The 26,111-nt window shown below is 67.3% G+C and carries 26 protein-coding genes; 13 read left to right on the top strand and 13 right to left on the bottom strand.

Translation table 11 applies throughout. From position 1 onward, the window contains the following. Window positions 1–32 precede the first annotated feature (32 nt). A complete protein-coding gene (locus C4F17_RS29810; RefSeq protein ID WP_234383157.1) occupies window positions 33–1,205 on the top strand; it encodes a PQQ-dependent sugar dehydrogenase in 1,173 nt (390 codons plus the stop codon). On the opposite strand, the gene C4F17_RS29805 is transcribed toward C4F17_RS29810, so the two are convergent. Continuing rightward, a complete protein-coding gene (locus C4F17_RS29805) occupies window positions 1,206–2,048 on the bottom strand; it encodes a dienelactone hydrolase family protein (protein ID WP_106938058.1) in 843 nt (280 codons plus the stop codon). It abuts the gene before it with no gap. 250 nt (window positions 2,049–2,298) lie between these two features. Between C4F17_RS29805 and C4F17_RS29800 the strand changes: the two genes are divergently transcribed. The 7 genes from C4F17_RS29800 (at window position 2,299) to C4F17_RS29775 (ending at window position 8,824) form a co-directional block, all read left to right on the top strand. Beyond that, window positions 2,299–2,721: an organic hydroperoxide resistance protein gene (locus tag C4F17_RS29800; protein ID WP_106938057.1), complete on the top strand. Its 423-nt coding sequence runs from the start codon at window positions 2,299–2,301 to the stop codon at window positions 2,719–2,721. 21 nt (window positions 2,722–2,742) lie between these two features. Next, window positions 2,743–4,071: an ATP-binding protein gene (locus tag C4F17_RS29795; protein ID WP_106938056.1), complete on the top strand. Its 1,329-nt coding sequence runs from the start codon at window positions 2,743–2,745 to the stop codon at window positions 4,069–4,071. Beyond that, window positions 4,068–4,817, top strand: a complete 750-nt coding sequence (locus C4F17_RS29790) for a response regulator (RefSeq protein WP_106938055.1) — start codon at window positions 4,068–4,070, stop codon at window positions 4,815–4,817. Before C4F17_RS29795 ends, C4F17_RS29790 begins: the two co-directional genes overlap by 4 nt. Window positions 4,818–4,821: 4 nt before the next feature. Beyond that, a complete protein-coding gene (locus C4F17_RS33680) occupies window positions 4,822–4,953 on the top strand; it encodes a hypothetical protein (RefSeq protein ID WP_267898749.1) in 132 nt (43 codons plus the stop codon). 252 nt (window positions 4,954–5,205) lie between these two features. Continuing rightward, on the top strand, window positions 5,206–6,243 hold the full coding sequence (locus tag C4F17_RS29785; RefSeq protein ID WP_106938054.1) for an alpha/beta fold hydrolase: 1,038 nt from the start codon (window positions 5,206–5,208) through the stop codon (window positions 6,241–6,243). Window positions 6,244–6,268: 25 nt separating this feature from the next. Then, window positions 6,269–7,993, top strand: coding sequence for a cytochrome c biogenesis protein DipZ (locus C4F17_RS29780; protein ID WP_106938053.1), 1,725 nt, complete (start codon window positions 6,269–6,271; stop codon window positions 7,991–7,993). Window positions 7,994–8,059: 66 nt separating this feature from the next. Continuing rightward, a complete protein-coding gene (locus tag C4F17_RS29775) occupies window positions 8,060–8,824 on the top strand; it encodes an SDR family oxidoreductase (RefSeq protein ID WP_106938052.1) in 765 nt (254 codons plus the stop codon). A gap of 87 nt (window positions 8,825–8,911) precedes the next feature. On the opposite strand, the gene C4F17_RS29770 is transcribed toward C4F17_RS29775, so the two are convergent. The 4 genes from C4F17_RS29770 to C4F17_RS29755 are packed head-to-tail and all read right to left on the bottom strand — an operon-like array spanning window position 8,912 to window position 12,535. Next, a complete protein-coding gene (locus C4F17_RS29770; RefSeq protein ID WP_106938051.1) occupies window positions 8,912–9,853 on the bottom strand; it encodes a PDR/VanB family oxidoreductase in 942 nt (313 codons plus the stop codon). Beyond that, window positions 9,850–11,160 carry an amidase gene (locus C4F17_RS29765; RefSeq protein ID WP_234383155.1) on the bottom strand — a complete coding sequence of 437 codons (1,311 nt, stop codon included), beginning with the start codon at window positions 11,158–11,160 and terminating at the stop codon, window positions 9,850–9,852. Before C4F17_RS29765 ends, C4F17_RS29770 begins: the two co-directional genes overlap by 4 nt. After that, on the bottom strand, window positions 11,157–11,771 hold the full coding sequence (locus C4F17_RS29760) for a zinc-binding dehydrogenase (RefSeq protein WP_106938049.1): 615 nt from the start codon (window positions 11,769–11,771) through the stop codon (window positions 11,157–11,159). Before C4F17_RS29760 ends, C4F17_RS29765 begins: the two co-directional genes overlap by 4 nt. Further along, window positions 11,768–12,535: a class II aldolase/adducin family protein gene (locus tag C4F17_RS29755; protein ID WP_106938048.1), complete on the bottom strand. Its 768-nt coding sequence runs from the start codon at window positions 12,533–12,535 to the stop codon at window positions 11,768–11,770. Before C4F17_RS29755 ends, C4F17_RS29760 begins: the two co-directional genes overlap by 4 nt. 44 nt (window positions 12,536–12,579) lie before the next feature. Between C4F17_RS29755 and C4F17_RS29750 the strand changes: the two genes are divergently transcribed. Next, the gene (locus C4F17_RS29750; protein WP_234383153.1) at window positions 12,580–13,527 is read left to right on the top strand and encodes a LysR family transcriptional regulator; all 948 of its coding nucleotides are present in this window, start codon (window positions 12,580–12,582) and stop codon (window positions 13,525–13,527) included. A 26-nt stretch (window positions 13,528–13,553) separates the two neighbouring features. Here the strand turns inward: C4F17_RS29750 and C4F17_RS29745 are convergent, their stop codons facing one another. Genes C4F17_RS29745 through C4F17_RS29715 form a run of 7 tightly spaced genes read right to left on the bottom strand, consistent with a single transcriptional unit; the run spans window position 13,554 to window position 21,393 of the window. After that, window positions 13,554–14,693: an ABC transporter substrate-binding protein gene (locus C4F17_RS29745; protein WP_106938047.1), complete on the bottom strand. Its 1,140-nt coding sequence runs from the start codon at window positions 14,691–14,693 to the stop codon at window positions 13,554–13,556. Window positions 14,694–14,712: 19 nt separating this feature from the next. After that, window positions 14,713–15,921: a DUF1116 domain-containing protein gene (locus C4F17_RS29740; protein ID WP_106938046.1), complete on the bottom strand. Its 1,209-nt coding sequence runs from the start codon at window positions 15,919–15,921 to the stop codon at window positions 14,713–14,715. Further along, the gene (locus C4F17_RS29735; protein ID WP_106938045.1) at window positions 15,918–17,534 is read right to left on the bottom strand and encodes an ATP-binding cassette domain-containing protein; all 1,617 of its coding nucleotides are present in this window, start codon (window positions 17,532–17,534) and stop codon (window positions 15,918–15,920) included. The genes C4F17_RS29740 and C4F17_RS29735 overlap by 4 nt, the downstream gene beginning before the upstream one ends. Beyond that, window positions 17,531–18,490 (bottom strand): branched-chain amino acid ABC transporter permease, encoded by a 960-nt coding sequence (locus tag C4F17_RS29730; protein ID WP_106938044.1) that lies wholly within the window; start codon window positions 18,488–18,490, stop codon window positions 17,531–17,533. Before C4F17_RS29730 ends, C4F17_RS29735 begins: the two co-directional genes overlap by 4 nt. Continuing rightward, a complete protein-coding gene (locus tag C4F17_RS29725) occupies window positions 18,487–19,356 on the bottom strand; it encodes a branched-chain amino acid ABC transporter permease (RefSeq protein ID WP_106938043.1) in 870 nt (289 codons plus the stop codon). Before C4F17_RS29725 ends, C4F17_RS29730 begins: the two co-directional genes overlap by 4 nt. Continuing rightward, the gene (locus C4F17_RS29720) at window positions 19,353–19,991 is read right to left on the bottom strand and encodes a hypothetical protein (protein WP_106938042.1); all 639 of its coding nucleotides are present in this window, start codon (window positions 19,989–19,991) and stop codon (window positions 19,353–19,355) included. The genes C4F17_RS29725 and C4F17_RS29720 overlap by 4 nt, the downstream gene beginning before the upstream one ends. A gap of 31 nt (window positions 19,992–20,022) precedes the next feature. After that, the gene (locus C4F17_RS29715) at window positions 20,023–21,393 is read right to left on the bottom strand and encodes an aromatic ring-hydroxylating dioxygenase subunit alpha (protein WP_106938041.1); all 1,371 of its coding nucleotides are present in this window, start codon (window positions 21,391–21,393) and stop codon (window positions 20,023–20,025) included. A gap of 442 nt (window positions 21,394–21,835) precedes the next feature. Between C4F17_RS29715 and C4F17_RS29710 the strand changes: the two genes are divergently transcribed. From C4F17_RS29710 to C4F17_RS33020, 4 genes are all read left to right on the top strand, one after another. After that, window positions 21,836–22,996: an IS30 family transposase gene (locus C4F17_RS29710; protein WP_106938508.1), complete on the top strand. Its 1,161-nt coding sequence runs from the start codon at window positions 21,836–21,838 to the stop codon at window positions 22,994–22,996. 108 nt (window positions 22,997–23,104) lie between these two features. After that, window positions 23,105–23,440, top strand: coding sequence for an SMI1/KNR4 family protein (locus C4F17_RS29705; protein WP_106938040.1), 336 nt, complete (start codon window positions 23,105–23,107; stop codon window positions 23,438–23,440). 158 nt (window positions 23,441–23,598) lie between these two features. Beyond that, a complete protein-coding gene (locus C4F17_RS29700; protein ID WP_159053776.1) occupies window positions 23,599–24,108 on the top strand; it encodes a hypothetical protein in 510 nt (169 codons plus the stop codon). A 100-nt stretch (window positions 24,109–24,208) separates the two neighbouring features. Beyond that, window positions 24,209–24,754 carry a hypothetical protein gene (locus tag C4F17_RS33020; protein WP_159053775.1) on the top strand — a complete coding sequence of 182 codons (546 nt, stop codon included), beginning with the start codon at window positions 24,209–24,211 and terminating at the stop codon, window positions 24,752–24,754. A 705-nt stretch (window positions 24,755–25,459) separates the two neighbouring features. On the opposite strand, the gene C4F17_RS29690 is transcribed toward C4F17_RS33020, so the two are convergent. Continuing rightward, entirely contained in the window at window positions 25,460–25,789 is a 330-nt protein-coding gene (locus C4F17_RS29690; protein ID WP_106938037.1) for a hypothetical protein, read from the bottom strand. Window positions 25,790–26,111 lie beyond the last annotated feature (322 nt).

Raw genomic sequence — 26,111 nt, 5'->3', positions numbered from 1 at the left:
GCCTATCCTTGTTGCTCTTCAGTGCAACAACCGTGTTCGCGCAGATCAACGCCGGCACTCTGCCCCCCACCCCGTCGCCCCCGTTCAAGCTCACGAAGGTCGCGCAGTTCGACCTGCCATGGCGCATCGCCTTCCTGCCGGATGGGCGCATGCTGGTCACCGAGAAGATCGGCAAGCTCTACCTCACGACCCAGTCCGGGCAGAAGCTCGAAGTCACCGGCGTGCCGCCAGTGCTCTACCAAAGCCAGAACGGCCTGCTCGGCGTGTACCTGGCCCCGTCCTTTGCGAGCGATGCGGCGATCTACCTGACCTATTCGGAGCCCGGACAAGTCACGGGTACCTCGAGCCTGGCGCTCGCCCGCGCGACGCTCAGGATCGGCACCGGCACCGCCTCGCTGGAGGACCTGAAGGTCGTCTGGCGTGACCCGATCAAGGGCAAGGGAGGCCAAGTCGGCGCCGCCGTGGCCTTTTCGCCGGACCAGAAGTTTCTTTTTCTCACGGTCGGCGATCGGCAGCGCTTCACCCCCGCGCAAGACCCGAACCAACCGGCCGGCAAGATCCTGCGACTGACCCTGGACGGAAAGCCCGCACCCGGCAACCCCATGGAAGGCAAGACGGGTGCGCAGTCGGTCCCCGTGATCGATCCGCCGAGAGACACGGAGGCCGCGAAGACCGCGCCGGTCGTGCGCACCCATGTCTTCGATGGCCCCAATCTGACGCCGTCCGAGACATGGAGTTCGGGGCATCGCACGCCCTACGGCCTCGCATTCGCGCCGGATGGCCGCCTTTGGGAGCTCGAGCACGGCCCGCGCGGCGGCGATGAACTCAACCTCATCGAGCCGGGCAAGAACTACGGTTGGCCGCTCGTTTCCTATGCGGTGAACTACGACGGCGTGCCCATTGCCAGCCCCGACACGCGCGCCGACCTCGCCAAGCCCGCGATCTACTGGACGCCTGTGCTGGCGCCCGGCAACCTGATGTTCTACAGCGGCGCGATGTTTCCGAAATGGAAGGGCTCGGCGTTCGCGCCCGGCCTCGTCAGCCGTGCCCTGCACCGGATCGAGGTCAACGGCGCGATCGCGAAACCGGCGGAGCACTGGACGGTCGGCTTTCGCGTCCGCGCCGTCGAGCAGGCGCCCGATGGCGCGCTGTGGCTGATCGAGGACGACCGCGAGGGCGGCCTGTATCGGCTCACGCCGAAATGATCAGGCCAGTGCCGTGCTGAACGTGGCCAGCAGGCGCGTCCAGGCGCGCTCGGACTGGGCGGCGTCGTAGACCTGGGTATCGGGCGGGCACCAGCCGTGGGCCGCCGGGTACACCTCCACCTCGGCTGGCAGCTTCGCGCTTTCGAGCGCAGTGCGCAGCGTGACCTTGGCTTCGGGATCTTTGGCGTCGTCGTTCTGGGCCACTGCAATCAGGTAGCGCGCCTGCGTCTGGGCCACCAGGCGATGGGGGCTGTCGGGCGCCGCGGTCACCATGGCGGCGCCATGGAAGGTTCCGACAGCACCTACGCGGCCGGGGGCCACGGTGGCAGTGCGCACCGCGATCGGGCCGCCCATGCAATAGCCGGTGGTGCCCAGCTTGCGCGCCTTGTCCACCTCGCGTTGGGCATCGAGCCACGCCACAAAGGCCTTGCCGTCGCTCAGATGCATGGCGGGCGTCAGCGCCTGCATCAGCGGCATCACTTCGGCGATCGGCGTCTGGCCACCCTGCGCGGCAGTGGGCGCTTTCTTCTGCCGGTAGAAGGGATTCACCACCAGCACGCTGTAGCCCGACTCGGCCAGCCGCCGACCCATTTGCCTGAAGGCCGGGCGAAGACCGAACACGTCGGGCCACACCAGCACGCCGGGTGCAGGCCCCGAGGTGGGTGCGACAAAGTAAGCGTCGCAGTTGCCATCCGCAGTGGCGATGGTCACCTCGCGCTCGGCAACGGCGACGGCGTTGGCCACGCTGGGCAACGCCGTCAGTACGCCGGCGGATGCGGCCCACGTAGCGAAGTCGCGGCGGGTGTACTTCTTGAGTTCTTCCTGGTCGTTCAGATCACACACGGTTGATTTACCTCATAAGGATGGGAACACGCCAGCTTTTGCCACGAATCGGGACAGCCAGCAAGCGGGCGGGCTTTCCATGAAGCACGGCGGCGGAGTCGCCTCGCGCTGCTGGATGGGCGACTTTTGTATAGTTTTGTAGCCTGCATGAGCGGCTCGTACACAAGGTCAAGAACACCCTCGGAGAAAGCGCTGCGCGCCCTAACAATCGCGCCTCCATTTCCACAACTCCCTCTGACGGACAACGACCATGAACACCACCACCCAAGACAAGGTTCTCTACACCGGCCGTACCCAGACCACCGGCGGACGCGGCGGCGCCGCGCGCAGCGACGACGGCCGGCTCGACGTCACGCTCACGCGCTTCGGTACCGTGGGTCCTGGCACCAACCCCGAACAGCTGTTCGCAGCCGGATGGTCGGCTTGCTTCATGGGCGCCATGGCCCGCGCGGCCCAGGCCCAGGGCGTGCGCCTGCCGGAAGGGCTGGCCGTCAATGCCGAGGTCGACCTGGTCGAAGGTGCCGACGGCTTCAGGCTGGCGGCGCGGCTGCAGGTCCTCGTGCCCGGCGTGCCGCACGACACCGCCCTGGCCATCGTCGAAGGCGCGCACCAGCTGTGCCCTTATTCCAAGGCCACGCGCGGCAACATCGAGGTCGCGCTGTCGGTGGCCTGACCCACGCACCGGCCCCCACCCATGCCCGCATTCCTCCGAAGGCTGTGGCCAAGCACCCTGCTGGCGCGCGTCACGCTGCTGGTGGTGGTGGGTATGGCGCTGGCCCAGGTGCTGACCTACACGGCGATCCGCTACGAACGCGGGCAGACGCTGATGAACCTGATGGTCAGCGGCGTGGAGCGCGACATCGCGAGTTCCGTGGCCATCCTCGACCGCCTGCCCGCCGCCGAGCGCGCCGGATGGTTCCAGCGCCTGGAGCGGCCCAACTACCGCTTCTCCCTGGAGGGCGTGGGGGACATGGCGCCGCCCTCCTCGCCCGCCCTGGCGCGCTTCGCCGATATCGTGACCAACGCGCTGCGGCCCTTTCCCGTGGTCGCTGTGGGCCAGCTTCCGCAGCAGCCCGAGACGGCGTGCATGCAGGTGCGGCTGAACGACGGCTCCTCGCTGTATGTGCTGGCGCGCCGCGTGCCGATGCCGGTGGCCGACTGGGTGACCTGGCTGTTGCTCGCGCAGCTGCTGGTGCTCGCGGCCTGCGCCTGGGCCGGCATGCGGCTGGTCACACGGCCGCTGGCGCAGCTGGCCCGGGCCGCCGACCGGCTCGGCCCCGACCTGCGGCCCGCGCCCGTGGCCGAGGCCGGGCCGGCCGAGGTGGCGCAGGCCGCGCGCGCCTTCAACGCGATGCAGCGGCGCATTGCAGGCACCGTGCAGGAGCGCATGCAGATCCTCGCCGCCATCTCGCACGACCTGCAGACGCCCATCACGCGAATGCGCCTGCGCGTGGACCTGGCGGACAACATGCCCGAGGCCGACAAGTTCCGCCAGGACCTCGAATCCATGCGCACGCTGGTGCACGAGGGCGTGGGCTACGCCAAGACCTTGCAGGGCTCCGACGAGACGCCGCGCCGCGTGAAGCTGGACGCGTTGGTGCACAGCATCGTCAACGACTACGCCGACACCGGTCGCCCGGTCACGCTCGTGCACGAGGCCGACGTGTCGCTCAGCACCCGGCCGCACGCGTTGCGCCGAATCCTCACCAACCTCGTCGACAACGCGCTCAAATACGGCGAGCGCGCCGAGGTCGGCGTGCGGCTTCAGGACGGTGCCGTGCTGGTCGAGGTCTGCGACCATGGCCCCGGCATTCCCGAGGACCAGCTCGCCGCCGTGCTGCAGCCCTTCTACCGGCTGGAAAGCTCACGCAACCGCGAGACCGGCGGCACCGGGCTGGGCCTGGCCATCGCGCACCAGCTGGCACTGTCGCTCGGTGGCGAGCTGGCCCTGCACAACCGGCCCGAAGGCGGCCTGCGCGCGAGCCTGCGCCTGCCCGCCGCCACGAATCAGGACATCCGATGAACACCACCACGCCTGCCGCCGACCACATCCTTCTGGTCGACGACGACCGCGAGATCCGCGAGCTTGTCGGCGCCTACCTGCAGAAGAACGGTCTGCGCGTGACCACCGCGCCCACCGGCCGCCACATGCGCCAGATCCTGGAGACCGCCGGACCCTTCGACCTCGTGATCCTCGACCTGATGCTGCCCGGCGAGGACGGCCTGACGCTGTGCCGCGACCTGCGCGGCGGCAAGCACAAGGCGCTGCCCATCCTCATGCTCACCGCGCGCGGCGACGAGGCCGACCGCATACTGGGCCTTGAGATGGGCGCCGACGATTACCTCGCCAAGCCCTTCGCCGCGCGCGAGCTGCTGGCCCGCATCAAGTCGGTACTGCGCCGCACGCGCATGCTGCCGCCCAACATGCGCATCACCGACGAGGCGCGCTACCTGGCCTTCGGCGACTGGCGGCTGGACACGGTGGAGCGCATGCTGCTGGACCACGAAGGCACGGTGGTGTCGCTCAGCGGCGCGGAATACCGGCTCTTGCGCGTGCTGGTGGACCATCCGCAGAAGGTGCTCACGCGCGACCAGATCCTTTCGATCACGCAGGGCCGCGAGGCCGAGCTGTTCGAGCGCTCCATCGACCTGATGATCAGCCGACTGCGCAAGTGCCTGGGCGACGACGCCCGCGAGCCGCGCTACATCAAGACCGTGCGTAGCGAGGGCTACGTGTTCGCCGCGCAGGTCGAAGCGCAAGACGCATAGAGAAATGCGCAAGCTGCTGTTCTCGCTGTTCTTCCTCGTCGGCGGTTTCGCGTCCGAAATCAGCCAGTCTGCGGGGCGGCCGTGTGCCATGCCTTCGGCCAGCGCTGCACCGCCGCTGCGGAGGCGGCGTTCCTGAGCGCAGGCCTGCTTCCACCCTTTTGCCTCCAGCCGCCACCTCCGGGTGGCGGTGTCGTTTCAGGGCATCCCATCCGCGATGCGCCAGTCGATGGCGAGTTTGTATGGCTGTGTATCCGGCCCCGCCGCCGCGACATGGCCATGCAATTGGGGAGTGCCCACGACACATGCCACATACATCTGGGCGATGTACTAGGGGCCAGCCGACGCAGACCGCGCCGGCACCGTCCCAACCGCAGCCAAAGGCCATTCCATGCACACCGCCCACACGACAACCGCAACGACCACCCGCCGCCGCGACTTCCTCGCCAGCGCGGCCCTGGGCCTCGCCGCCGCGCCCATTGCCAACCTGCTCGCCTCCCCGGCGCGGGCCGCCACGGGCACCGGCGCCACCGGCTTCGCATCGCTCAAGACCATCGCCGCCGGCGACCTGCGCGTGGCCTATGCCGAGGCCGGCCCGGCCGATGGCCCCGTGGCCATCCTGCTGCACGGCTGGCCGTATGACATCCATGCCTTCGTCGACGTGGCGCCGCGTCTGGCGGCGGCGGGCTATCGCGTGATCGTGCCTTCCCTGCGCGGCTACGGCGACACGCGCTTCCTGTCCGACGCCACGCCCCGCAACGGCCAGCAGGGCGCGGTGGCGCAGGACATCGTGGCGCTGATGGACGCGCTGGGCATCCGCCAGGCCGTGCTGGGCGCCTTCGACTGGGGCGCGCGCACGGCATGCATCCTGGCCGCGATCTGGCCCGAGCGCGTGGCCGGCCTGGTGTCGGTGAGCGGCTACCTGATCGGCAACCCGCAAGCCAACGCCAAGCCGCTGCCGCCGGCCGCGGAGTTCGCCTGGTGGTACCAGTCGTACTTCGCGACCGACCGCGGCCGCGACGGGTATGCCGCCAACCCGGCGGCATTCAACCGCTTCATCTGGCAGCAGGCTTCGCCGCGCTGGCGCTTCGACGAGGCCACCTACCAGCGCAGCGCGCAGTCCTTCGACAACCCGGACCACGTGGCCATCGTGGTCCACAACTACCGCTGGCGCATCGGCCTGGCGGCCGGCGAGCCGCGCTTCGACGCGCTGGAGCAGCGGCTGGCCACGGCCCCCGTCATCGCCGTCCCCACGATCACGATGGAAGGCGATGCCAACGGCGCGCCGCATCCCGATCCGGCCGCTTATGCGAAGAAGTTCAGCGGCAAGTACCAGCACCGCCAGCTGGACGGCGGAATCGGCCACAACCTGCCGCAGGAGGCGCCCGCCGCGTTTGCGCAGGCGGTGATCGACGTCACGCGGCTCTGAGCCGCACCACCGCTTCGGATCTGCCATGACCCTTGCCATCGCCGCTTTTGTCGCCGGCATGCTGACCGTGCTCAGCCCTTGCATCCTGCCGGTGCTGCCCTTCGTTTTCGCGCGCCATGACCGGCCCTTCGCGCAGGGCAACCTGCCGCTGCTCGCCGGCATGGTCGCTGGTTTCGCGGCCGTGGCCTCCCTCGGCGCCGTGGCGGGCGCATGGGCCGTGCAGCTGAACCAGATCGGCCGCTGGGCCGCATTGGCGGCGCTGGCCCTGTTCGGGGCATCGCTGCTCTCGCCGCGCCTGGCCGCGTGGTGGAGTGCGCCGCTGGTGCGGGCCGGTGAGCGCCTGGCGCACAAGCAGCAGCGCGGCGGCTGGCGCAGCGCCGCGCTGCTGGGCGCGGCCACGGGGCTGATCTGGACGCCGTGCGCAGGCCCGGTGCTGGGCCTGGTGCTCGCCACGGCCGCGCTGACGGGGCCGGGTGCCCACACCTTGCTGTTGCTGCTGTCGTACGGCGCCGGTGCCGGCGTGGCGCTGTGGGTGGCGCTGCGGGTCGGCGCCAGGCCGCTGGCCGCCTTGAAGGCCAGGCTGCTGCCCGGCATCGCTGGCCGCCGCATCGCGGGCGTCGCCATGCTGGCCGGTGTGGTGGCCGTGGGCACCGGCATCGACACGCGCCTGCTGGCCCAGTTCGGCGGCCTGGGCGACAGCGGGCTCGAAGCCGGCCTGCTGCAACGCCTGATTCCCGCCGCGCTTGCGGCCGCGCCGCAGCCCGCCCGGCTGCCGCTGGAATCAGCGCGGGCCAGCCTGGAAGGCGGCACGCAGTGGCTCAACGCCGCCCCACAGTCGATCGCCGCATTGCAAGGGAAGGTCGTGCTGGTCAACTTCTGGACCTATTCCTGCATCAACTGCCTGCGCACATTGCCCTATGTGAAAGCCTGGGCGCAGAAATACGCCGGCCGTGGTCTCGTGGTGGTGGGCGTGCACACGCCCGAGTTCGCCTTCGAGAAAGACCCCGGCAATGTCAGGCGCGCATTGCAGGATCTGCAGATCGCCTACCCGGTGGTGCAGGACAACGACTTCCGCATCTGGCGCGGGTTCGACAACCATTACTGGCCGGCCCTGTACTTCGTCGATGCACAGGGCCGCGTGCGGCACCACCAGTTCGGCGAGGGCGGGTACGCGGCTTCCGAGCGCGTGATCGAGGAGCTGCTGCGCGAGGCCGGTGCGCCCGGCACGGGCGATGCGCAGCCTGTGCCGGCGCCGAACGTGGCGCCGGACCTGCGCGGCCCCGGCCTGGCCGCCGACGCCGACACCCTGCGCAGCCCGGAGACCTATCTTGGCTACGAGAAGGGGAGCAGCCCACGCGTCGCCGGCAAGGTCGTGCCCGACAAGCCGGCGCACTACACGCCCGCCGCGCTGCAGTCCAACACCTGGTCGCTGTCCGGCACCTGGACGCTGAAGCCCGAGTTCGTGGAAGGGGCCGATGCGGGTGGCGGCCTTGCAATGCGCTTCGAGGCCCGCGACGCCAACCTGGTGCTCGGCGCGGGCGCCAGCGGCCCGGTGCGCTTTCGACTGACGCTGGACGGCCAGCCCCCCGGGCGGCACCACGGCACGGACGTGGATGCCGATGGCAACGGCGTGGTGGACGCCACCCGCCTGTACCAGCTCGTGCGCCAGAGCGGCGCGGTGAAGGCCCGCACAGTGGAAATCCGCTTTCTTGATTCCGGGGCGCGCGGCTACGCATTCACGTTCGGCTGATGCCGCGGCACGTGCCCCCTGATTTCTGGTCCTGCGTGCGTGCAGGTGTTCGGTGAGTGACGGACCATGGCGTCCGGAAAGGAAAATGCAGTGAGAAAAGACGCAACAACGCCCCGCGGCGCCGCCCTGGTGTTCGGCGGATCACGCGGCATCGGCGCCGCCGCCGTGCAGCGACTGGCGGCCGACGGTTACGCGGTCGCGTTCACCTACGTGTCGCGGCCCGACAGCGCACAGGCACTGGTCGCGCAGATCGTGCAGGCCGGCGGCCGTGCCCACGCCATCGCGGCCGACAGCGCCGATGCCCAGGCCATTCGCAGCGCAGTCGCCCTGGCCGTGGAGCGCTTCGGCGCCCTGCAGGTCGTGGTCGTCAATGCCGGCATCTACAAGGCGGGCAGCATCGACGCGGTGCCGCTGGCCGACCTGGACCAGATGCTGGCGATCAACGTGCGTGGCGTGTTCCTGGCAGTGCAGGCGAGCGTGCCGCATGTGCTGGATGGCGGGCGAATCATCACCATCGGCAGCAACGTGGCGCTGCGCACCGGCCAGGCCGGCTCCAGCGTCTACCAGCTCACGAAGACCGCGGTCGCCGGCCTGGTCAAGGGCGCGGCGCTGGACCTGGCGCCGCGAGGCATCACGGTCAACAACATCCAGCCGGGCCCGGTCGAGACCGACCTGACGGCGGACTGGACCGAGGCACTGGCGCAGCGAAGCCCCTTGAAGCGCGTCGGCAAGCCCCAGGAGATCGGGGCCCTGGTCTCCTACCTTGCGCGCGAAGAGTCAGGGTACATGACAGGCGCGAGCCTGACCATCGACGGAGGTCTGACTCTGTAGTTGTTCTCGGGAGAGGCGGCGCTCCGGGCGGTGCCAAGCCTCACAGCTTGAGCATTCAATCAACTGCATTGCTGGTGTTCTGCACCCCTAGAAGTCGAGCGCCAGGTCGGCCGTCAACGCGCGCGAAACGCAGGTACAGATCACCTTTCCGCCCGCCTTCTCCGCGGCGGTGAGCGCATGGTCGCGGTGGTCGGGCACGCCTTCGATCACCGGCGTCATGCACATCCCGCACTCGCCGCGACGGCAGTCGTAGAGCGGGTCCATGCCGGCGGCGAGCATGGCGTCGAGGATGGACTCCTGCGCCCGGACCACGATCGTCCGCCCGCTGGCGCGAAGCTCGAGACGGATGGGCTGGTCGCCCTTGAGAGCAACGGCCCCGTTGAAGGTCTCGAAGTGGACCTGGCCGTCTGCCCATCCCAGGCGCCGCGCCGTGTCGATGACCTCGGCGATGAGCGAGCGCGGGCCGCAGACATGGACGTGCCGGCCCGGCGCAGGACCGGCAAGGATGGCAGCGATGGGCATGCGGGCGTCCGCGCCCTCGTCGCTGCAGTACAGCACGGCGCCGGGCAGCGCCGCGACCTCGTCCTGGAACGCCATGCGGCGGCGCGACTTCGCGGCATAGTGCAACTCGAAGGGGCGCCCGGCTGCGCCGAGTTCCCGCGCCATCGACAGGATCGGCGTGATGCCGATGCCGCCGGCGATGAGCACGTGGCTCGCGGCGCTGTCGCTGAGCGCGAATTCGTTGAACGGGCCTTCGGCCTCGACCGCGTCGCCGGCCGCCAGGGCGTGCATCGCACGGGAGCCTCCGCGGCCGCACGGGTCCAGCAGCACCGCCACTTCGTAGCAGTCGCCTTCGGCGCCGCGGCCAACGATGGAGTATTCACGCGAGCCGCCTGCCTCGACGGGCAGCGTGAACTTGAGATGCGCGCCGGCGTTGCACGGCGGCAGCGGATGGCCGTCCGCGGCGGCGAGGCGAAGGCGACGCACTCCCTCCGCGACGAGATCTGTGGTCTGTACGATGAGTTTCATGAGTGTGTGTCGAGCACGGTGTGAACGCTGGCGGCGAGCGCCAGCAGCGCCCGCTCCTGATGCTGTTGGCCGACCAGTTGCACGCCGATGGGCATGCCGTGGGGGCCCCGGAGGCCGGGCACGTTGACGCAGGGCACGCCGAGCAGGGTCCAGACCCGGCTGAACACCGGGTCGCCGGTCGCGTCCAGGCCCTGAGGCGCCTCCCCCGGCGCTGCCGGCACCAGCAGGGCATCGACGTCGGCCATCAGCTCTCGCGCCACGCGCCGGCCCGTGGCCGCGCGCGATTGCGACGCCAGGTACTCGGCCTCGGTCACGGCCTGGCCCTTCTCGAGCAGTTCACGCAGGGGTCGGCTCAAGGCCGCGGCGTGGTGCTGCAACTCGAACGCCAGCTCGCGTACTGCCTCGTACGCCATCACCTGCTTCTGGTCGTCGGCGAGAGTGGCCTGTTCGTCGGGGAGGCGTTTTTCAATGAGCTGCATGCCGCCGGCCTGCAGGCGCCGTATCGCCTCGTCGAAGGCCGCCCGGCCGTCGGGCTGCGCGTTGGACCACTCGTGCGTGCGCAGGAAGCCGATGCGGCAGGTGGAGGCCCGCAACCGGTCCAGTGGCGCGTAGGCGTCTCCGAGCAACGCACAGCGCATGAGCTCAAGGTCGTCCGCGGTCCGGGCCAGCCATCCGAGCGTGTCGAGCGACGGCGACAGGCCCTTGACGCCGCGCAGGTCGAACACGCCGTGCGTCGGCTTGAGCGCGAACACGCCGCAGTACGACGCGGGCCGGATCAGCGAACCGGCGGTCTGGCTCCCGAGCGCCAACGGGACCATGCCGGAGGCGACGGCCGCGGCCGAGCCGCTCGACGAGCCGCCCGGCGTGCGCGATGCGTCCCAGGGGTTGGTCGTCTCGCCGGGCGCGAAGTAGGCGAATTCCGTGGTGACGGTCTTGCCCAGGATGGTGGCACCGGTCTCGCGCAGCCGGGTCACGCATGCCGCGTCGCGCGCCGGCTGATGGCCGGCGTAGATCGCAGACCCGTAGCCGGTGGGCATGTCGGCGGTGTCCATCAGGTCCTTCACCGCGACCGGGATGCCGGCGAGCAGCCCTCCGTCACGTCGATCGAGGTCTTCGTCGAGGGCGTCCGCCCACCGTCGAGCGGATGCGTCGCCGAGCACTTTCCACGCGTGCACCGTGGGCTCGCGCGCGGCGACGACATCGAGCGATTGCTCGAGCACGGCACGCGCGCTGGTCGAACGGCCTGCGAGTTGCTCGCGGATGCGTGTGGCATTCATCGGCAGGGCCGGGCTTGAAGAGGCGGTCATGGTTTGGAGGTTCCTGGCATGTGGGGGCGGGCCGGGTCGACGCCCGGCCCGGTGGAATCGAGCCGGATGGCGCCTTGTGCCCACAGCGCGGTCAACGCCGCCAGGATTGGTTCGGCCATCCGGAACGCATGGTCTGGCGACCAGAAGGCGCCGTGCAGGGTGCCGCTGCGAAGCAGCAGTGGCTTCAGCGGCAGCTCGGCCGCCAGGGCATCGGGTGGTGCCATCACGAGCAGGCGTCCGTGGCGTGCGAGAGCGCGCATGCTGCGCGTGAGCAGGTCGGCGTCGGCGATGCCGGCGATCACGTCGGCGCCGCCGTGCTCGCGGACGATTTCGACCCACTGGCTTTCCTGCAGACTGACGACGTCGTCGGCACCGGCGCGCCGCACGGCGTCGAATTGCGAGCGCGTCTGCGTGAGCGCGACGACGTGCGCCTGCGCCGCCTTCGCGAGCTTGATGCATGCCACGCCGACCGGGCTGGCCGCATCGAGGACCAACACGGATTCGCGGGCCTGCAGCTTCGCCCGATGGTGCAGCGCGAACCATGCCGCGGGCCAGTCGCGCGCCAGCGCGGAAGGCGGCGCCGAGGTCGGCATCCCGGTCGTTGCGCTCATTGCAACTGCGCCACGTAGGGCGCGATGAGCGGCTGGCACTGGAACCAGCCGAACACCGGCGTCCCGATCTCCTCGGCGATGCCGCGTGCCACGTCGGCCGGGAGCACCTTGGGGACGCCCGCCGCCTCCGCCAGCAACTGGATCTGGCAGCTGCGCTCCGTCAGGACGAACCACCACACGGCCTCGTCCACCGTCTGGCCGACGGTGAGCAGCCCGTGATTCAGCAGGATGGCCAGCTTGTGAGTGCCCAGGCTCTGCGCGATGCGACGGCCTTCGTCGAGGCCCACCACCAGTCCGCTTCCCTCGCCGTGCAGCACGTGGTCTTCCGATACGGCGCACACGTCCTGGTTGATCGGCAGAAGGCAACGGCCGAGCGCGGCCCAGGCCGTGCCGTACGGCGGGTGTCCGTGCACAACGCAATGCACATCGGGGCGGGCACGGTGGATCTCCGCGTGAATGGCGAAGGCGGCCGCATTGATGGGGCCACCCTGCACCACCTCGCCCGAATGCCGGACCAGCGTCAGGTCTTCCGGACGCATCGATGCATACGGCAGCCCGAAGGCATTCACCCAGAAATGGTCCGACAGCATCGGGTCGCGAACGCTCAGATGGCCCGCCACGCCGGTGTTGAGCCCCAGGGCGCCCAGCAGCCGGAAGGCAGCGGCGAGCCGCACCTTGACGTAGCGGCGCGCTTCCTCGGTGGCCCCGAGCGGGGGCGGCACCCGGCTGGCCTGGAATTTGAAAGGGTTGACCGATTCCGTCATGGCCCGTCCTTGCAGCCTGTCACCATTCCGACATACTCCCGCCCATGAGCCAAGAACCGGCCCAAAAAACCACCAGCGAAAGCAGCGCGGAGCTGAGAGCGCCCGACTTCTCTCTGCGCCAACTCTCGTACTTCGTTGCCGTCGCCCGGCATCAGTCGCTGCAGAAGGCGGCCGACTCGCTGCACGTCTCGGCACCTGCCGTGTCTGCGGCCATTGCGCATCTCGAAGAGGTGCTCGGCGTGCAGCTCTTCCTGCGCCGGCACGCGCGCGGGCTGGTGCTGACGGATGTCGGCAGCGCCTTCGCCGTCGAATGCCGCAACCTGTTGCTGCAGTCGTGGGAACTGGGCTCCGGCCGCCTGGCCGACACCCGGCACGTCCAGGGGCAGGTGCACCTGGCCTGCCTCTTTTCCTTTGCGCCCTACGTCCTGCCGCCGCTGATGCGAATGGCCGCCGAGAACCTGCCGAAGGCGCGGCTGCACTGGAACGAAGGCCACCACGAATACCTGCTCGAAGGGCTGCAGACCGGCGCCTTCGACCTGGCGCTGACGTACGACTTCGAGATCCCTTCCGGCATCGAATGCATCGTCATCCGGCCGGCACCGCTGCAGGCCGTGCTGCCGCCCGGCCACCCGTTCCTGCGCCGGCTGCATGTGTCGGTGCGCGACCTGGCCACCGAGCCGCTCATCCTGCTGGACACGCCGCGCACCCGCAACTACATGCTCTCGGCCTTCAGTGCGGATGGCGTCGCGCCGCGCATCGCGCACCGCGTGAACACAATGACCATGCTCCTGGGCCTGGTCAACAACGGCCAGGGCTTCTCCCTGCTGAACTTCTGCCCGCCGAACACGCATTCGGTCGAGCTGAAGTCCTCGCTGCGCGCGCCGAACCTGGTGCTCGCGCATTCGCACAGCTACCGGTTCACGCGCGCATCCACATCCATCTCCGAGATGGTGACGACGATTGCAGAGCATTTGGCGTTCCGGGCCGATTGAAGAGGTTGCGGGGACGGGCGGCGGACTTACTTCGCCGCGCCGGCCAGTTCGAACTTGCCCGCCTTGACGGTCAGCATCACCACGCTTTCGGGGCGGGTGCCGAAGTGGTCCTGCGGGCCATAGCTGTAGACCGCGGTCACGCCGGCGTAGTCCTTGGTCGCCTCGATGGCGTCACGCACGGCCACCGGGTCGGTGCCGGCCTTGCGGATGGCGTTCACGATCAGCATGGCGGCGTCGTACCCGTTGCCGGCGAAGGTCGCCGGCGGCTGGCCGAACTTGGCCTCGTACTCGCTCACGAAGCGCGAGACGACGGCCTTCTGCGGGTCGCTCGGCGCGAGCGAGGCGGTCACGTAGAGCTTGGTGGACGGCACGAAGATGCCGTTGGCCGACTCGCCGGCGAGCCGCAGGTAGTTGAAGTCGTTGGCCGAATGCGCCATGTACAGAGGCGTCTTGATGCCCAGCGAGCGATGGTTCTTGGTCGCGATCGCCAGGCCGGGGCCGGTGGCCCAGACGACGATGGCCTGCGCGTCCGACGCCCGGATCTTCGTGAGCTGTGGCGTGATGTCGGTGTCCGCGTTGCCGAAGGTTTCCTTGTTGACGATCTCGATCTTGTAGTCGGGCGCGAGCTTCACGAGCGAGTCGCGCCCGCTGGTGCCGAAGGCCACGTCGGAATGGAGCACCGCGATCTTCGTGATGCCTCGTGCCTGCAAGTCCTTGAGCAGCGCGACCTGCACGACCGCATCGGTGAGCGGTGCGAGGAACGAGAAGGTCTTCTGTTCCGGCGGCAGCACCACGGCGCGCGTGGCCGCGTTGGCGACCATGGCGATCTTCGATTTTTCCACCGTGTCGACGATGGCGAAGGCCGAGCCGCTGCTCATCGGGCCGATGATGGCCGTCACCTTTTCCTGTTCGATGAGCCGTTTGACGCCGGACACCGTCCTGGTGTTGTCGCTCTCGGAGTTGACGTTGATCAGCTGCACCTTGCGGCCGTTGATGCCGCCCTGGGCGTTCACCTGGTCGATGGCGAGCTGCGCGCCTTCCAGCCCGGGCTTGCCGAGGGAAGCGGCGAAGCCGGAGGTCTCCAGCAGCCCTCCGATCCTGATGTCCTGCGCATGGACGACGGCGGCGGTGAGCAAGGCGGCGGCGAGCGCGACGATGTGCTTCATGGGTTTCTTTCGTGGTGGATCAAGGGTGAACAGGTGTGGGATGCAGGCCTTCCAGCGCACGCTGGAAGAGTTCGGGTGTCGAGGACCAGAGGCCGCCGCCGATGCGGCCGCGGCGCCCTTCGATGTCGATGATTCCGAGCGCGACGATCAGGTCATGGCCGGACGCCACCGCCTGCCGCGCCGCGAGGCCGAATCGGGCCTTGGAACGCGCGAAGGCCGGGTGCGGCGCCATCAGCAGCGCGCGCGCCAGTTCGGCCGGCGGATGCGACATGAAGTCGGCGAAGCTCTCACGCTGCGGCGGCGAATGCTCGAAGCCCATCGCGCCCAGGCCCGAGGCCTCGATGAGCGCGCTGTCGCCGATGGCCGGCAGCCGCTCTTGCGGCGTGATGCCCGCATCGAGCCGCCCGCGCGGCGGGCTCGACGGCGACCTCACCCAGTGGCCCGGGCGGCCCGCCAGCTGAATGCCGACCTGGTGCCCGTTGGCGCCGAGCGCGCTCACCAGGCTGCAGTCCTGCATGCCCTCGGCGCCGGAAAGAATGCACTTCGTCGCGGCCATCCAGAGGTTGAGGAAGAAGCTCGGCGATGCGTCGAGGAAATCCGTGGCCATGCTCGGCCAGGCATTGCCCGATGACAGCGTTTCGACGAGCCGCGCGGTGGCTGCCGCGGTGCGTCCGTGGAGGTCGTCGCCCATCGTCAGCGCGAAGTCCGCGATCGGGATGAGCGCCGTCCCGCGTCGGCAGCCGGGCCGGATGGCATTCGCGAACGCGCCGTTCAACCACCGCAGGTGGTCAACCACGTTCGGCGTGGGCAGCCCAAGCCGCAGCGCCGGCCCGTTCCCGCCGTTGAGCGACGAGAAGGCTCGGCGGTCCGGACGGTTCGCGTCGTGGACGACCTGCACGAACTGGCTTGGCGACAGCACGGAGGCCAGCGGGACCGCGCAGCGATAGTCCTGCGCCGCCGCGAGCGTGAGGTCGCCCGAGCGCAGGCGCACCAAGGCGTCCTCGCGGTCCACGGCCCAGCCCTCGAACACCGCCGCAGCCGCGGCCGAGTTGAAGACGGCGGCCGGCACCGATGCCAGGGCATCGAACGGCGGACCGGCATGCAGCAGCGTGCGGGCGGGGAAGTCGAAGGCATCGCCGGCCGGCACCAGGTCGACCAGGACCGGCACCACCTGCACCAGCGCATCGAAGCCCGCGGCATCCGCCGGGTGATGGTGACGAATGCTCATGCCGCCACCTTCATCGGCGTGTCGTCTTCCGCGCCGGCCGGCTCCGACTCCCAGCCGAGATAGGCCTGCGTGATGTCGGGGCGGTTCAGCAGCTCCTGGCTCGCGCCGTTCGCCACGATGCGGCCGTTGACGAGGATGTAGGCGCGGTCCGCCACCTGCAGCGCCGACCGCGCGTTTTGCTCGACCAGCAGCACCGTCATGCCGCGCGCCGCAAGGCGCACCAGCGATTCGAGGATCTCGCGCGAGACCTGCGGCGCCAGGCCGAACGAGGGTTCGTCGAGCATCAGCAGCTTGGGCCGGTTCATCAACGCGCGGCCGATGGCCAGCATCTGCTGCTCGCCGCCGGAGAGCGTGCCGGCCTGCTGGTGCAGGCGCTCGCGCAGGCGCGGAAAGAAATCCAGCACCTCTTCCATCACCGCATCCATCTCGCCGCGGGCGGTGCCGCGCGGCCAGAGCAACTGCGTGAGACCCGACAGCCGCATCCGTGCATAGCGTCCCATCAACAGGTTGTCGTGCACGGTAAGCGCCGGGAACAACGCGCGCCCTTCAGGGGCCAGGCTGATGCCGGCACCGGTGCGCTGTTCCTTCTTCAACGGCGCCAGGTCCTTGCCTTCGAACCGGAGCGTGCCGCCGTCGGGCGTCTCGGTGCCCGCGATGGCATTGAGCAAGGTGGACTTGCCAGCGCCGTTCGCGCCGATGAGCGCGACGATCTCGCCTTCGCGCACCTCGAGGTCCACGCCGTCGAGCGCGGTCAGGCCGCCGTAGCGCAGGCGCAGCCCGTCGACGGCCAGCACCACGGGCCGTACCCATACGGGGCCGGTGGCGGCCCGGGCACCGCTCAGGTCGGTGTTGCCCAGGTAGGCCTCGACCACGGCCGGGTCCTTGCGCACGTCTTCGGGCGCGCCCTTGGCGATGACCCGCCCGTGGTTGAGCACCACCATGCGCTCGGCCAGCCGGCTGACGAAGGCCAGGTCGTGCTCCACGAAGACGACGGTGGTGCCCTTGGCACGGATGCGCGAGATCACGTCGGCCAGCACGCGCTTCTCCAGCGTGTTGAGGCCGGCCGCGGGCTCGTCGAGGATCAGCAGTTCGGCGCCGGTCGCCAGCGCACGGGCGATCGACAGCAGTCGCTGCTGGCCCGCCGTGAGCAGCGCGGCATTGGTGTTCGCAAGGCGCTCCAGGGCCACGACCTGCAGCTTCTCCATGCCCGTGGACCGCAGCTGCCGGCCGACCTCCGCGGCGCGGCCGAACCCCAGCAGCCCGGAGAGGATGCCCGACTGCGCATGGGCCACGCCCGCCGCCATGACGTTCTCCAGCACCGTCATCTGCCGCAGCACCTCGGCGCCCTGGAAGGTGCGCACCAGCCCACGCCGGTTGACCTGTTCGGCGGCGAGCCCGTCGATGCGTTCGCCCTTGAAGCTGACGGTGCCCGTGTCCGCCGCGATCGAGCCCGACACCACGCCCAGCAGCGTCGACTTGCCCGCCCCGTTGGGGCCGATGAGTGCGAGGATCTCGCCGCGCCGCACGTCGAAGGACACGTCACCGAGCGCCTGCAGCCCGCCGAAGCGGCGGCTCACGCCCTGCACGTCGAGCAGGATGTTTGCGTTGTTCATGCGTCGCTCCCGGCCCGGCGGCGCGCGCCGCCGGACAGCCTGTCGAACAGCTGATGGAGACCGGCAAGCAGGCCTTGCGGGCATCGCACCATGACAAAGACCAGCAGCACGCCGTAGATGACCACGTCGAAGCGCCCGAAGGGCTTGAGGGCCTCGCTCGTGATGACGACGAAGAACACGCCGAACACCACGCTCCACAGGCCGGAGAAGCCGCCGAGCGCCACGATGAGCAGCAGTCGCACCGAATATCCGACGTCGAACGGCCCCGGGCTGATGTAGCCCAGCCAGTGCGCATACAGCGCGCCGCCGAAGCCCGCATAGGCGCCGCCCAGCGCCATCACCTTGCGCTTGAGGCTCGCACTGGCGATGCCGATGGAGCCGGCAACGGCCTCGTTCTCGGCGACCGTGCGCATGGCGAAGCCGAAGGGCGAGCGCACCAGGTTGCCCGCCAGCACGATGGCCAGCAGGCAGGCGGCCCAGGCGATGCAGAACATGGCGGCATCGGAGCGCAGGTCGAAACCCAGCACCTGCAGCGACGGCACGTCCGCCAGGCCGTCCTGCCCACCGGAGAGGCCGCGCCACTCGACCATGGCGACATGGATGATGATGCCGAAGGCGAGCGTGGCCATCGCCAGGTGGTGGCCGCGCAGGCGGAACACCAGCCAGCCGATGCACCAGGCCGCGACGGCCGACAGCGCGGTCGCCAGCGGGATAGCGAGCCAGGGGTTCAGGCCCAGCGACTTGCACAGCAATGCCGAGGCGTAGGCGCCGAGCCCGACGAAGGCGGCGTGGCCCAGCGAAATCTGCCCGGTGTAGCCCATCAGCAGCGACAGGCCGACCGCGGGCAGCGTCGTCATCGCGGCGACGACGCACAGGTTGATGAGGTAGGCATTGCCCGAGGCCAGGACCAGCGCCAGCAGGACGACGATGGCGGGGATGACGAACTGCTTTTTCATCGCTTCACCGTGTCCATTTCCCCCAGGATCCCGCCGGGCCGAAGAAAGAGGAAGCCGAGCAGCACCACGAACGCGATGGCGTTCTTGAAGCCCGAGCTCAGGTAGCCCGTGGACAGCGACTCGAGGCTGCCGAGCACGAGCCCGCCGAGTGCCGCGCCGATCGGATTGCCGAAGCCGCCGATGATGCAGGCCACGAAGCCCTTGATGCCGAGGAACACGCCGGTGTCGTACTGCATGAGCGCCACCGGCGCCACGATCACACCGGCGATGGCGCCCACCAGGCTCGACAGGAAGAAGCCGATGGCGCGCATCGCGGTGTTCGGGATGCCCATCAGCCCCGCGGCCTTCGGGTTCATGGCGCAGGCGCGGAACGCCTTGCCGATGTAGGTCTTGGTGTAGAAGACGTAGAGGGCGAGCATCAGCGCGGCGGCGCAGCCCAGCACCCACAGCGCCTGCGGCGGCACGGTGACACCGCCCATGTCGATCGGTGTCTCGCCGGAGAACGCGGGCAGCGGTTGCGCGTCGGTTCCCCACACGATCACCGCGATGCCCTGCAGCGCCACGCCGATGCCGATCGTGATGATGATCCCGCGCAATACGTCCGAGCCCGCGGGGCGGATGGCGATGCGTTCGACGGCGATGCCGAGCAGGCCGACGACCAGCACCGAAACCAGCAGCGCGACCGGCATCGGCAGGCCCAGGCCGATGAGCCCGACGGCGCCGAGCGCGCCGAGCATCGACATGTCGCCCTGCGAGAAGTTGACGATGCCGGTCACGTTGTAGACCGCCGTGAAGCCCACGGCGACCAGGCCGTAGATGCATCCGACGACCAGGCCGGACGCCAGGTACTGGAGGAACTCGGTCACAGCGCGCGCCCGGGTGCCTGGCCCTGCATCCAGGTCTCGGAGAAGGCGAGGAAGGCCGTGCTCTTGCGGGTGCCGGCAAAGTCGCGCTGCACCACCCGGCCGTTCAGGCGCCGGCCGTTGACCGTGACATGCGCGTCCTCGGCATCCAGGAACAGGCTGTACATCTGGTGCTCCTTGGTAGGCCCGGCTTCCACCGGCATGTCGACCGCATAGGGCGCGCCGAGGCCTTCCCAGGTCATCACGACCTCGAAGTCGTTGGACTTCACGATCTCCTGGTAGCGCGAGCGCGTGTCGCCGGCCCGGCTGATCTCGGTGGCCTGCAGGTAGCTGATGGCACCGAGCCCGCTCGAGACCCTGAACGATGCGAACTTCGAGAAGAACCTGTCGACCAGAAAGCGCGCCAGCGTCTCGTTGTCGCTGATGCAGAAGTTCTGCACCGCCGGCAGGCCCTGGGCCACGTCGGGCTGGTCGAGCAGCAGCACCCCGCTGCCCATGCCGTACGGCGAGTAGACGATGCGGAAGAAGGTGGCCAGCCCGGTCCACGGGCCGTCCTGCGTGTCCTTCAGGTAGATGCCCGGGTTGTCGCCGGTCCAGTCGACGCGGCCCGGATGGATGGGGGATGGAGCGTGGGTCATCGGTGAGGCTCTTTCTGGAAGGCGTTGGAAATCAGGAAACGGTTTCGCGCTGCGCGTCGACATAGGCGCGGATGAGCGCATGCACCTGCGCGTCGCGGTCGGCGGCCTCGTGGTGCGCGCCCTTCACCACGATGTTCGTGATGGCCTTGGCGATCTCGCGCAGCCGCTCGGCATCGGCCTGCGGGTCGGCGGACTCGGCGGCCGGGATCTGGACGACGGTGTCGTGCGCGTAGGTCGGCACGAGCCCGCCGGAACGCACCGGCGAGAGCGTCGGCGCCTGCCCCTCGGCCACGCGCTTGATCTGGCGGCGCAGCAGTTGGCGGAGCATGGCCACGCCCCGGTCGCAGCGCGTCAGGTTCTCCATCTGGTGGACCGCGATGGGGCGCTGCGAAACCTGCGCGTCGAAGTCGCCCGGCATCCGCTGGCGGTCTTCGTATGGGCGGTCGCCGTTCTGGCCGAAGAAGTCGACCGACTCGACGCCGCAGAGGCTTTCGTCGGCGATGCCGCGCGGGTCCGCCTCGGGATGGAAGTGGCGCCAGCCGATGATGCGGCAGGTGGTGTTGTCCACCGGCGTGGTCCATCGGGTGATGGCCACGCGGCTGAACGCCTTGGGCTCGGCACCGTCTTCCCAGATGTGGCCGACCTGTGCCAGGTTCGGCAGAAGGATGTCGTTGGAGCGCACCCACACGTTGTCGCCCCAGCGGCGCGTGGTGACGTAGACCATGCCAGCCGGCGTCGGCACGAAGTCCATCTCCGGCAGCTCGCCCCACACTTCCGCGAACTGCGTGAAGCTGATGCGCGTGTGCAGGAACACAGCGTGCGCCGGGTCCATGACGTTCTCATGCACCTGCAGCCAGTTGCACGGATACGTGATGACGTACGGCACCAGCCGGTCGCCCTCGCGCTCGTACGAGTCGTAGACAGGGAACTCGGGCTTGAGCTCCGGCGGGCCGAAGTAGCCGAAGATCAGGCCCTTGTATTCGATGACCGGGTATGCGCCATGGCACACGTTGTGGCGCAGCGTCGACTCCGGCGGGTCGCCGGGGGTTTCGAGGATCGTGCCGTCCACGCCGAACAGCCAGCCGTGGTAGCAGCAGCGCAGGCCTTCGTCCTCGCAGATGCCGAACTCGAGCGAGGTGCCGCGATGGCTGCAGTGCAGTTCCAGCAGGCCCGGCGTGCCGCTCTTGGTGCGGAACAGCACCAGGGGCTCGCCGAACATCCGGACCTTCTTGGGCAGCTCACCGAGTTCGGACGACAGCGCGATGGGCTGCCAGAAGCGCCGCAGGTACTCGCCGGCCGGCGCGTTGCCTTCGACGTGCGTCAGCTCCGCGTCTTCCGACGTGGACTGCTCGCGCTCGTAGGCGGAGTACGGCTTGATCAGGATGGTCTTCTTCGTCGTCATTCATCGCTCCGTGTGGGGGGCGCCGCCAGGGGCCTGCGGCATGCGATGAATGCTAGAAAGCTTGATCCAGATCAACAATTCACAACGAAGCCTGTACGACTTCGGTTTTTCCGAAGTCGATGGCGGCGCTGCACCATACCGGTGATCCTGGTGCCGGTGAGGGACAACATGCTCCACAACCGTGCAACGGCAAGTTTTGCGTCGCTGCTTGATGCCGGCGGCCATGCCCGACGTCTGGGCGGGTCCAGGCGGCTGGGCCGGTAAACGTCGATGGAATGTTCAAGCGCGCAGGTCTTCCTGCAGACATGAGCGACTCCCCTATTGCCAAGAAGGTGGCAATAGCAGCCAGTCCCTAGGGCAACGCGACCGACAGCAACCGCTGGCGGATTCAACCGGTCGATGCAACACACTTATAACTGCGTAGGCAGAAGGAGTGTTGCAGATGAAGTACCGGACACGGACCTACTACACGAGTACCCAGAAGGCATTGATGTGGGAGCGGTGGAGGGAGGGTTGGACCCTTCACCAGATTGGCAAGCTGTTTGACCGACCTCACACATCCATCCAGAACATCTTGTCCAAGACCGGTGGCATTCGACCTCCGGAACGACGGCGTGGCGCCAATGCGCTAACCCTGGCAGAGAGGGAAGAGATCTCTCGCGCTCTGATGGTTGGTGAATCGATGCGTTCGGTAGCCGCCCGACTTGGCAGGGCACCGTCGACCATCAGCCGAGAGATCGGGCGCAACGCAGGGCCAGGCGGCTATCGGGCGAGCGTCGCCGACGAAGCTGCCTGGAACCGTGCCCTGCGGCCGAAGCGATGCAAGTTGGTCAAGAACCGGGCGCTGGCTGGCGTCGTGGCGGACCTGCTTCGAATGCTGTGGTCGCCGGAGCAGATCGCCGGCTGGCTCAAGCATACTTATCCGAACGACCCGAGCCTTCATGTGTCACACGAGACCATCTACCGCAGCCTGTTCATTCAAGCGCGCGGCGCATTGAAGAAGGAGCTGCTGGAGCACCTCAGACGCACGCACGGCATGCGACGCTCTCGTTCCTATACGCAGAAGACTGCGATCCATGGGCAGATTGCCGATGCCGTGTCGATCAGCGAGCGCCCCGCAGCTGTCGAGGATCGGGCGGTGCCTGGTCATTGGGAAGGTGACTTGGTGTTCGGCAGCGGGAACAGCCAGATCGCCACGTTGGTCGAGCGGCAAACGAGATATGTGATGTTGGTGAAGCTCGAAGGCAAGGACTCGCAGTCGGTGGTCAACGCGCTGATAAAGAACGCGCGCAAGTTGCCGCAGGAGCTCTACAAGTCATTGACCTGGGATCGAGGCACGGAGATGCACGGTCACAAGCGATTCACGATGGCCACCGACATCCAGGTCTACTTCTGTGATCCCCAGAGCCCCTGGCAGCGCGGCAGCAACGAGAACACCAATGGGTTGCTCAGGCAGTACATGCCGAAGGGCATGGACATCTCAGGGTTCTCACAGCTTCAACTCAACGCGATCGCGAGACAATTGAACGAGAGACCGCGCAAGACGCTCGGCTTCCATACACCTGCTGAAATGTTCAGCGAATGTGTTGCATCGACCGGTTGAATCCGCCCTGCAGAGCTGTCGCTCAGCGCGACGGCGTGAACGTTAGCAACGGGCCCCTTCGCGACGGCAGCGTGAGCGGCTACAGTCGGCCACAACCAGACATTCCCAATGACCATCCAGCTGCCTGCTGTCTACCGCGTTTTCATCGACACGAACGGTCTGTTTGAGGGCTTCGCGGACTTGTCGGGTGACGAACACTACGTGATCCTCTGGGGCGAAGATGAGGTCGCTACCGCCAATTCAGAGATGGACGTGGATGTGTACGCGCCAGGTTTCGTGGCCTTCGCTGGGAACGGCGGTGGTGAAATCTATGCCTTCGACGCGGGGGGCGCTGTCTTCATGCTTCCGATGATCGGCATGGAGCCAGCAGCAGCAATCAAGGTGGCTGACGACTTTCTCGAGTTTGCGCGGCGTTTTCAGCGGACAGTGTCGTCGGGAAAGTGACCCGTGAACGCTGCATACGGCCAGCAGCGGAGATTCGTTACGCCCCCTCAGTTTCGGCGCTAGGTGAGTAGACGCTGACCTTTGCGGCGCGGCTAAAGTTGCGGCGAGCGCCGCGAACTTTACAGGCGGGGCAAAGAACAATTTCTTTCGAGGGCAGCTTGAAACTGAACTACACGTTCTCCGTGAATCCCCCAAATCCGCCAAAGGAAGTTCGTCTGGCTGGGGTCGTGCAGCACACCTACAACGAGTTCATGCTCGACCTTCCCGACCATTGGAAGTCATATCCCGGGCCGGATTCCAATACGCTGAATTTGCATTCAGAAAAGGAAGGCACAGCCATCATTCTCAGCGTTCAGTTCTTCGAGGTTCCCGCGGAAAAGGCTGCGGAGTTTGCGGACGTCAACGTGAATAGCCGAATCGCGGCGCATGAGCAGCAGTCGCCAGGCCGCGTTGAGGTCTTGCGCCGGTCTGTCAAACCACATTCTGGCGGCATCGGACTCGAGATGAGTTACGCGGCGGAAGTCTCAGGTGAAAACGTATTTCTCTACGTTGGCTACGTCACGCGCCGGAAGGTGCTCAATCTGCTGATGGTGTGCAACCCCGGCCGGGAAGAGGCGGCGCGTCTTTTCAACACTGCCATGAATGGCTTTCGGCCGAAACTGCCGTAGCCGAACAGACCGGCAGCAGACGGCCACGAGCCAACGTTTGAAACAATGGCTCCGCTCGGGTCGTCATGCGGCCGAAGAGTGGTACTGACTGACCAGCCGAATGAATTCCCGACATAAGCACTTTATTTCTCGAGTGGAGCTCCACTTGCTTGAAAGCCGTACCCTTGAGGAACTCACTCAAGCCGAGTTCTTGAGCCTGTTTCGAAGTTACAACGCAGTTGGAGCACGCGAAGAAGCTTTCACGACAGCTTTGGTAGCAACTCGAAAATTTCCGGACGATGCGCATATGCTGCGTTGGCACCGTGACGCAGCGCTTGGGTGGCTGGCCGGACCGGGCAGCATAGCTGCCGAATTTCTGCGCTGTATCGATGAGAACGTTGGACCAATCAGTTTTTGGCGCTTGGCCCTGGCTGACCACTACGTTGGTACAGCCTGGGCAGATGACGAACAAATGTTGGGTTCACTTCCGCCGTGCCCAGAGTGGCTTTCACTCGCAGCAGAGCAGCTTGAATCAGCACAAGCTACGGCTTTTGACTTCGGTCAATATTGGGGTCACACGACGGACAACATCCAAGCGACATATGAGGTAGTTTTCGATGGCTTGCTACGGTACGAAGAGTTCGCTCAATTGCGCCGGTTGCGGTAATAAATCATAGAAATCACCTGCCACAAGCTTGGGGTGCTGTTCATGGTCATGCTGTGCCCACGCACCTCTTTGCGTCTGCTTCAGAGAATCCTGTATAGCCGCTTCGGGCCCGAAGCGGCCCTACGCGCCGCTCGAAAGCGGACTCTCGGAACGAGGCACTTCACTGATGCTCGCAGGCAGCAATAACTCGAAAAGCTCTATAGCTCGCGCCTGCCACTCCTGAAGGGGTACCCACTCGATCGGCGGCTTTCCCCACCAGCTCATCCGACCCGAGATACAGAATCCGCCCACTTCTATGCCGCACGAGGTGCCGTCAATTCCCATAGTTGAAGCCAAGGCAAACGGGGTGACGTGCATGGCCCGAAGCTCGGACAGCAAGTCTCGCAAGCCTTCTTCCTCTATGGGAGATTCCGCGCCGTAGGTGACTGGCTCTGAATCGACGGTTTGGACCTGGTCCCATACGACCCGGCGAATGAAGAATTTGCTGCCCTCTTGGATGACGGACCAAGACGCAGACGGCTTAAATGACGGGTACACCCACACTCGCAACAGCCTTGTGCACTTCCTGTGAGCGAGGGCCGGGTAAGTCTCGGGTGCTTCGAGCAAGGCCAACGCACGCTCGTACTGCAGGGCACTCATTTGATTCCTTGGAACGTGGTTTGTGAAGGTTCACTGCTGGCCGACTGAAGCAGCACGCGGCGCTCTTCAATAGGCGCCGCCCCTGGGCACACAGCCATCCGTGTCGTGCAGCTTGCCTTCAGTGAGGACGTTTTCCATCTTGCAGACCTCGTTGAAGCTCCAGATATCAAAGGCGTCACCCGGAATCGCATGCTGCTCCAAGTGGGCCTCGAATTCCTCGATGTCCTCGAAGGAGATGACACGTGGCGAACTGGCTCCTCGATAGAACCAATGCTGAACAATGACGGGACCTCTGGCCAACGCATTCTTTATCTTCGCAAGGCTTGCCTCAGACAGAATCTTGGCTCCTTCTTCAGTCCAGTCGTCTGGCGCGTGGCGATTGGGAATTCGTTTCATAGGATATTGTGCGAAGTGATTTTTCTCGACTACGCTAAGAGTAGCCCGCGTTGAGCAGGCGCATGCGGCCGACATTGGCCGGTCGCCTGGCGGTCTCGATGCAAGCATCTCAGATGTTGGCTTCAGCGGTAGTCAGAAAGACGGGTTGGATTGCCGGCCTTGATAACTTTGCCTCTGAATCTTACGTGCCAATCCGGGTCCCACTCTTTGTGTGCGTGTATGTGGAGACCGCCCTCCACGGGGGCTACGTCGAGAGGCAGCAGGTTGTCAGTGGGTAGCGCAGTTCCACTTCATCGCCAGGCTCCAGGATTACCTCTTCAGG

The organism is Variovorax sp. PMC12, assembly GCF_003019815.1.
In the GTDB taxonomy this organism is placed as follows: domain Bacteria; phylum Pseudomonadota; class Gammaproteobacteria; order Burkholderiales; family Burkholderiaceae_C; genus Variovorax.
This window is presented reverse-complemented; position numbering and strand designations above follow the sequence as displayed.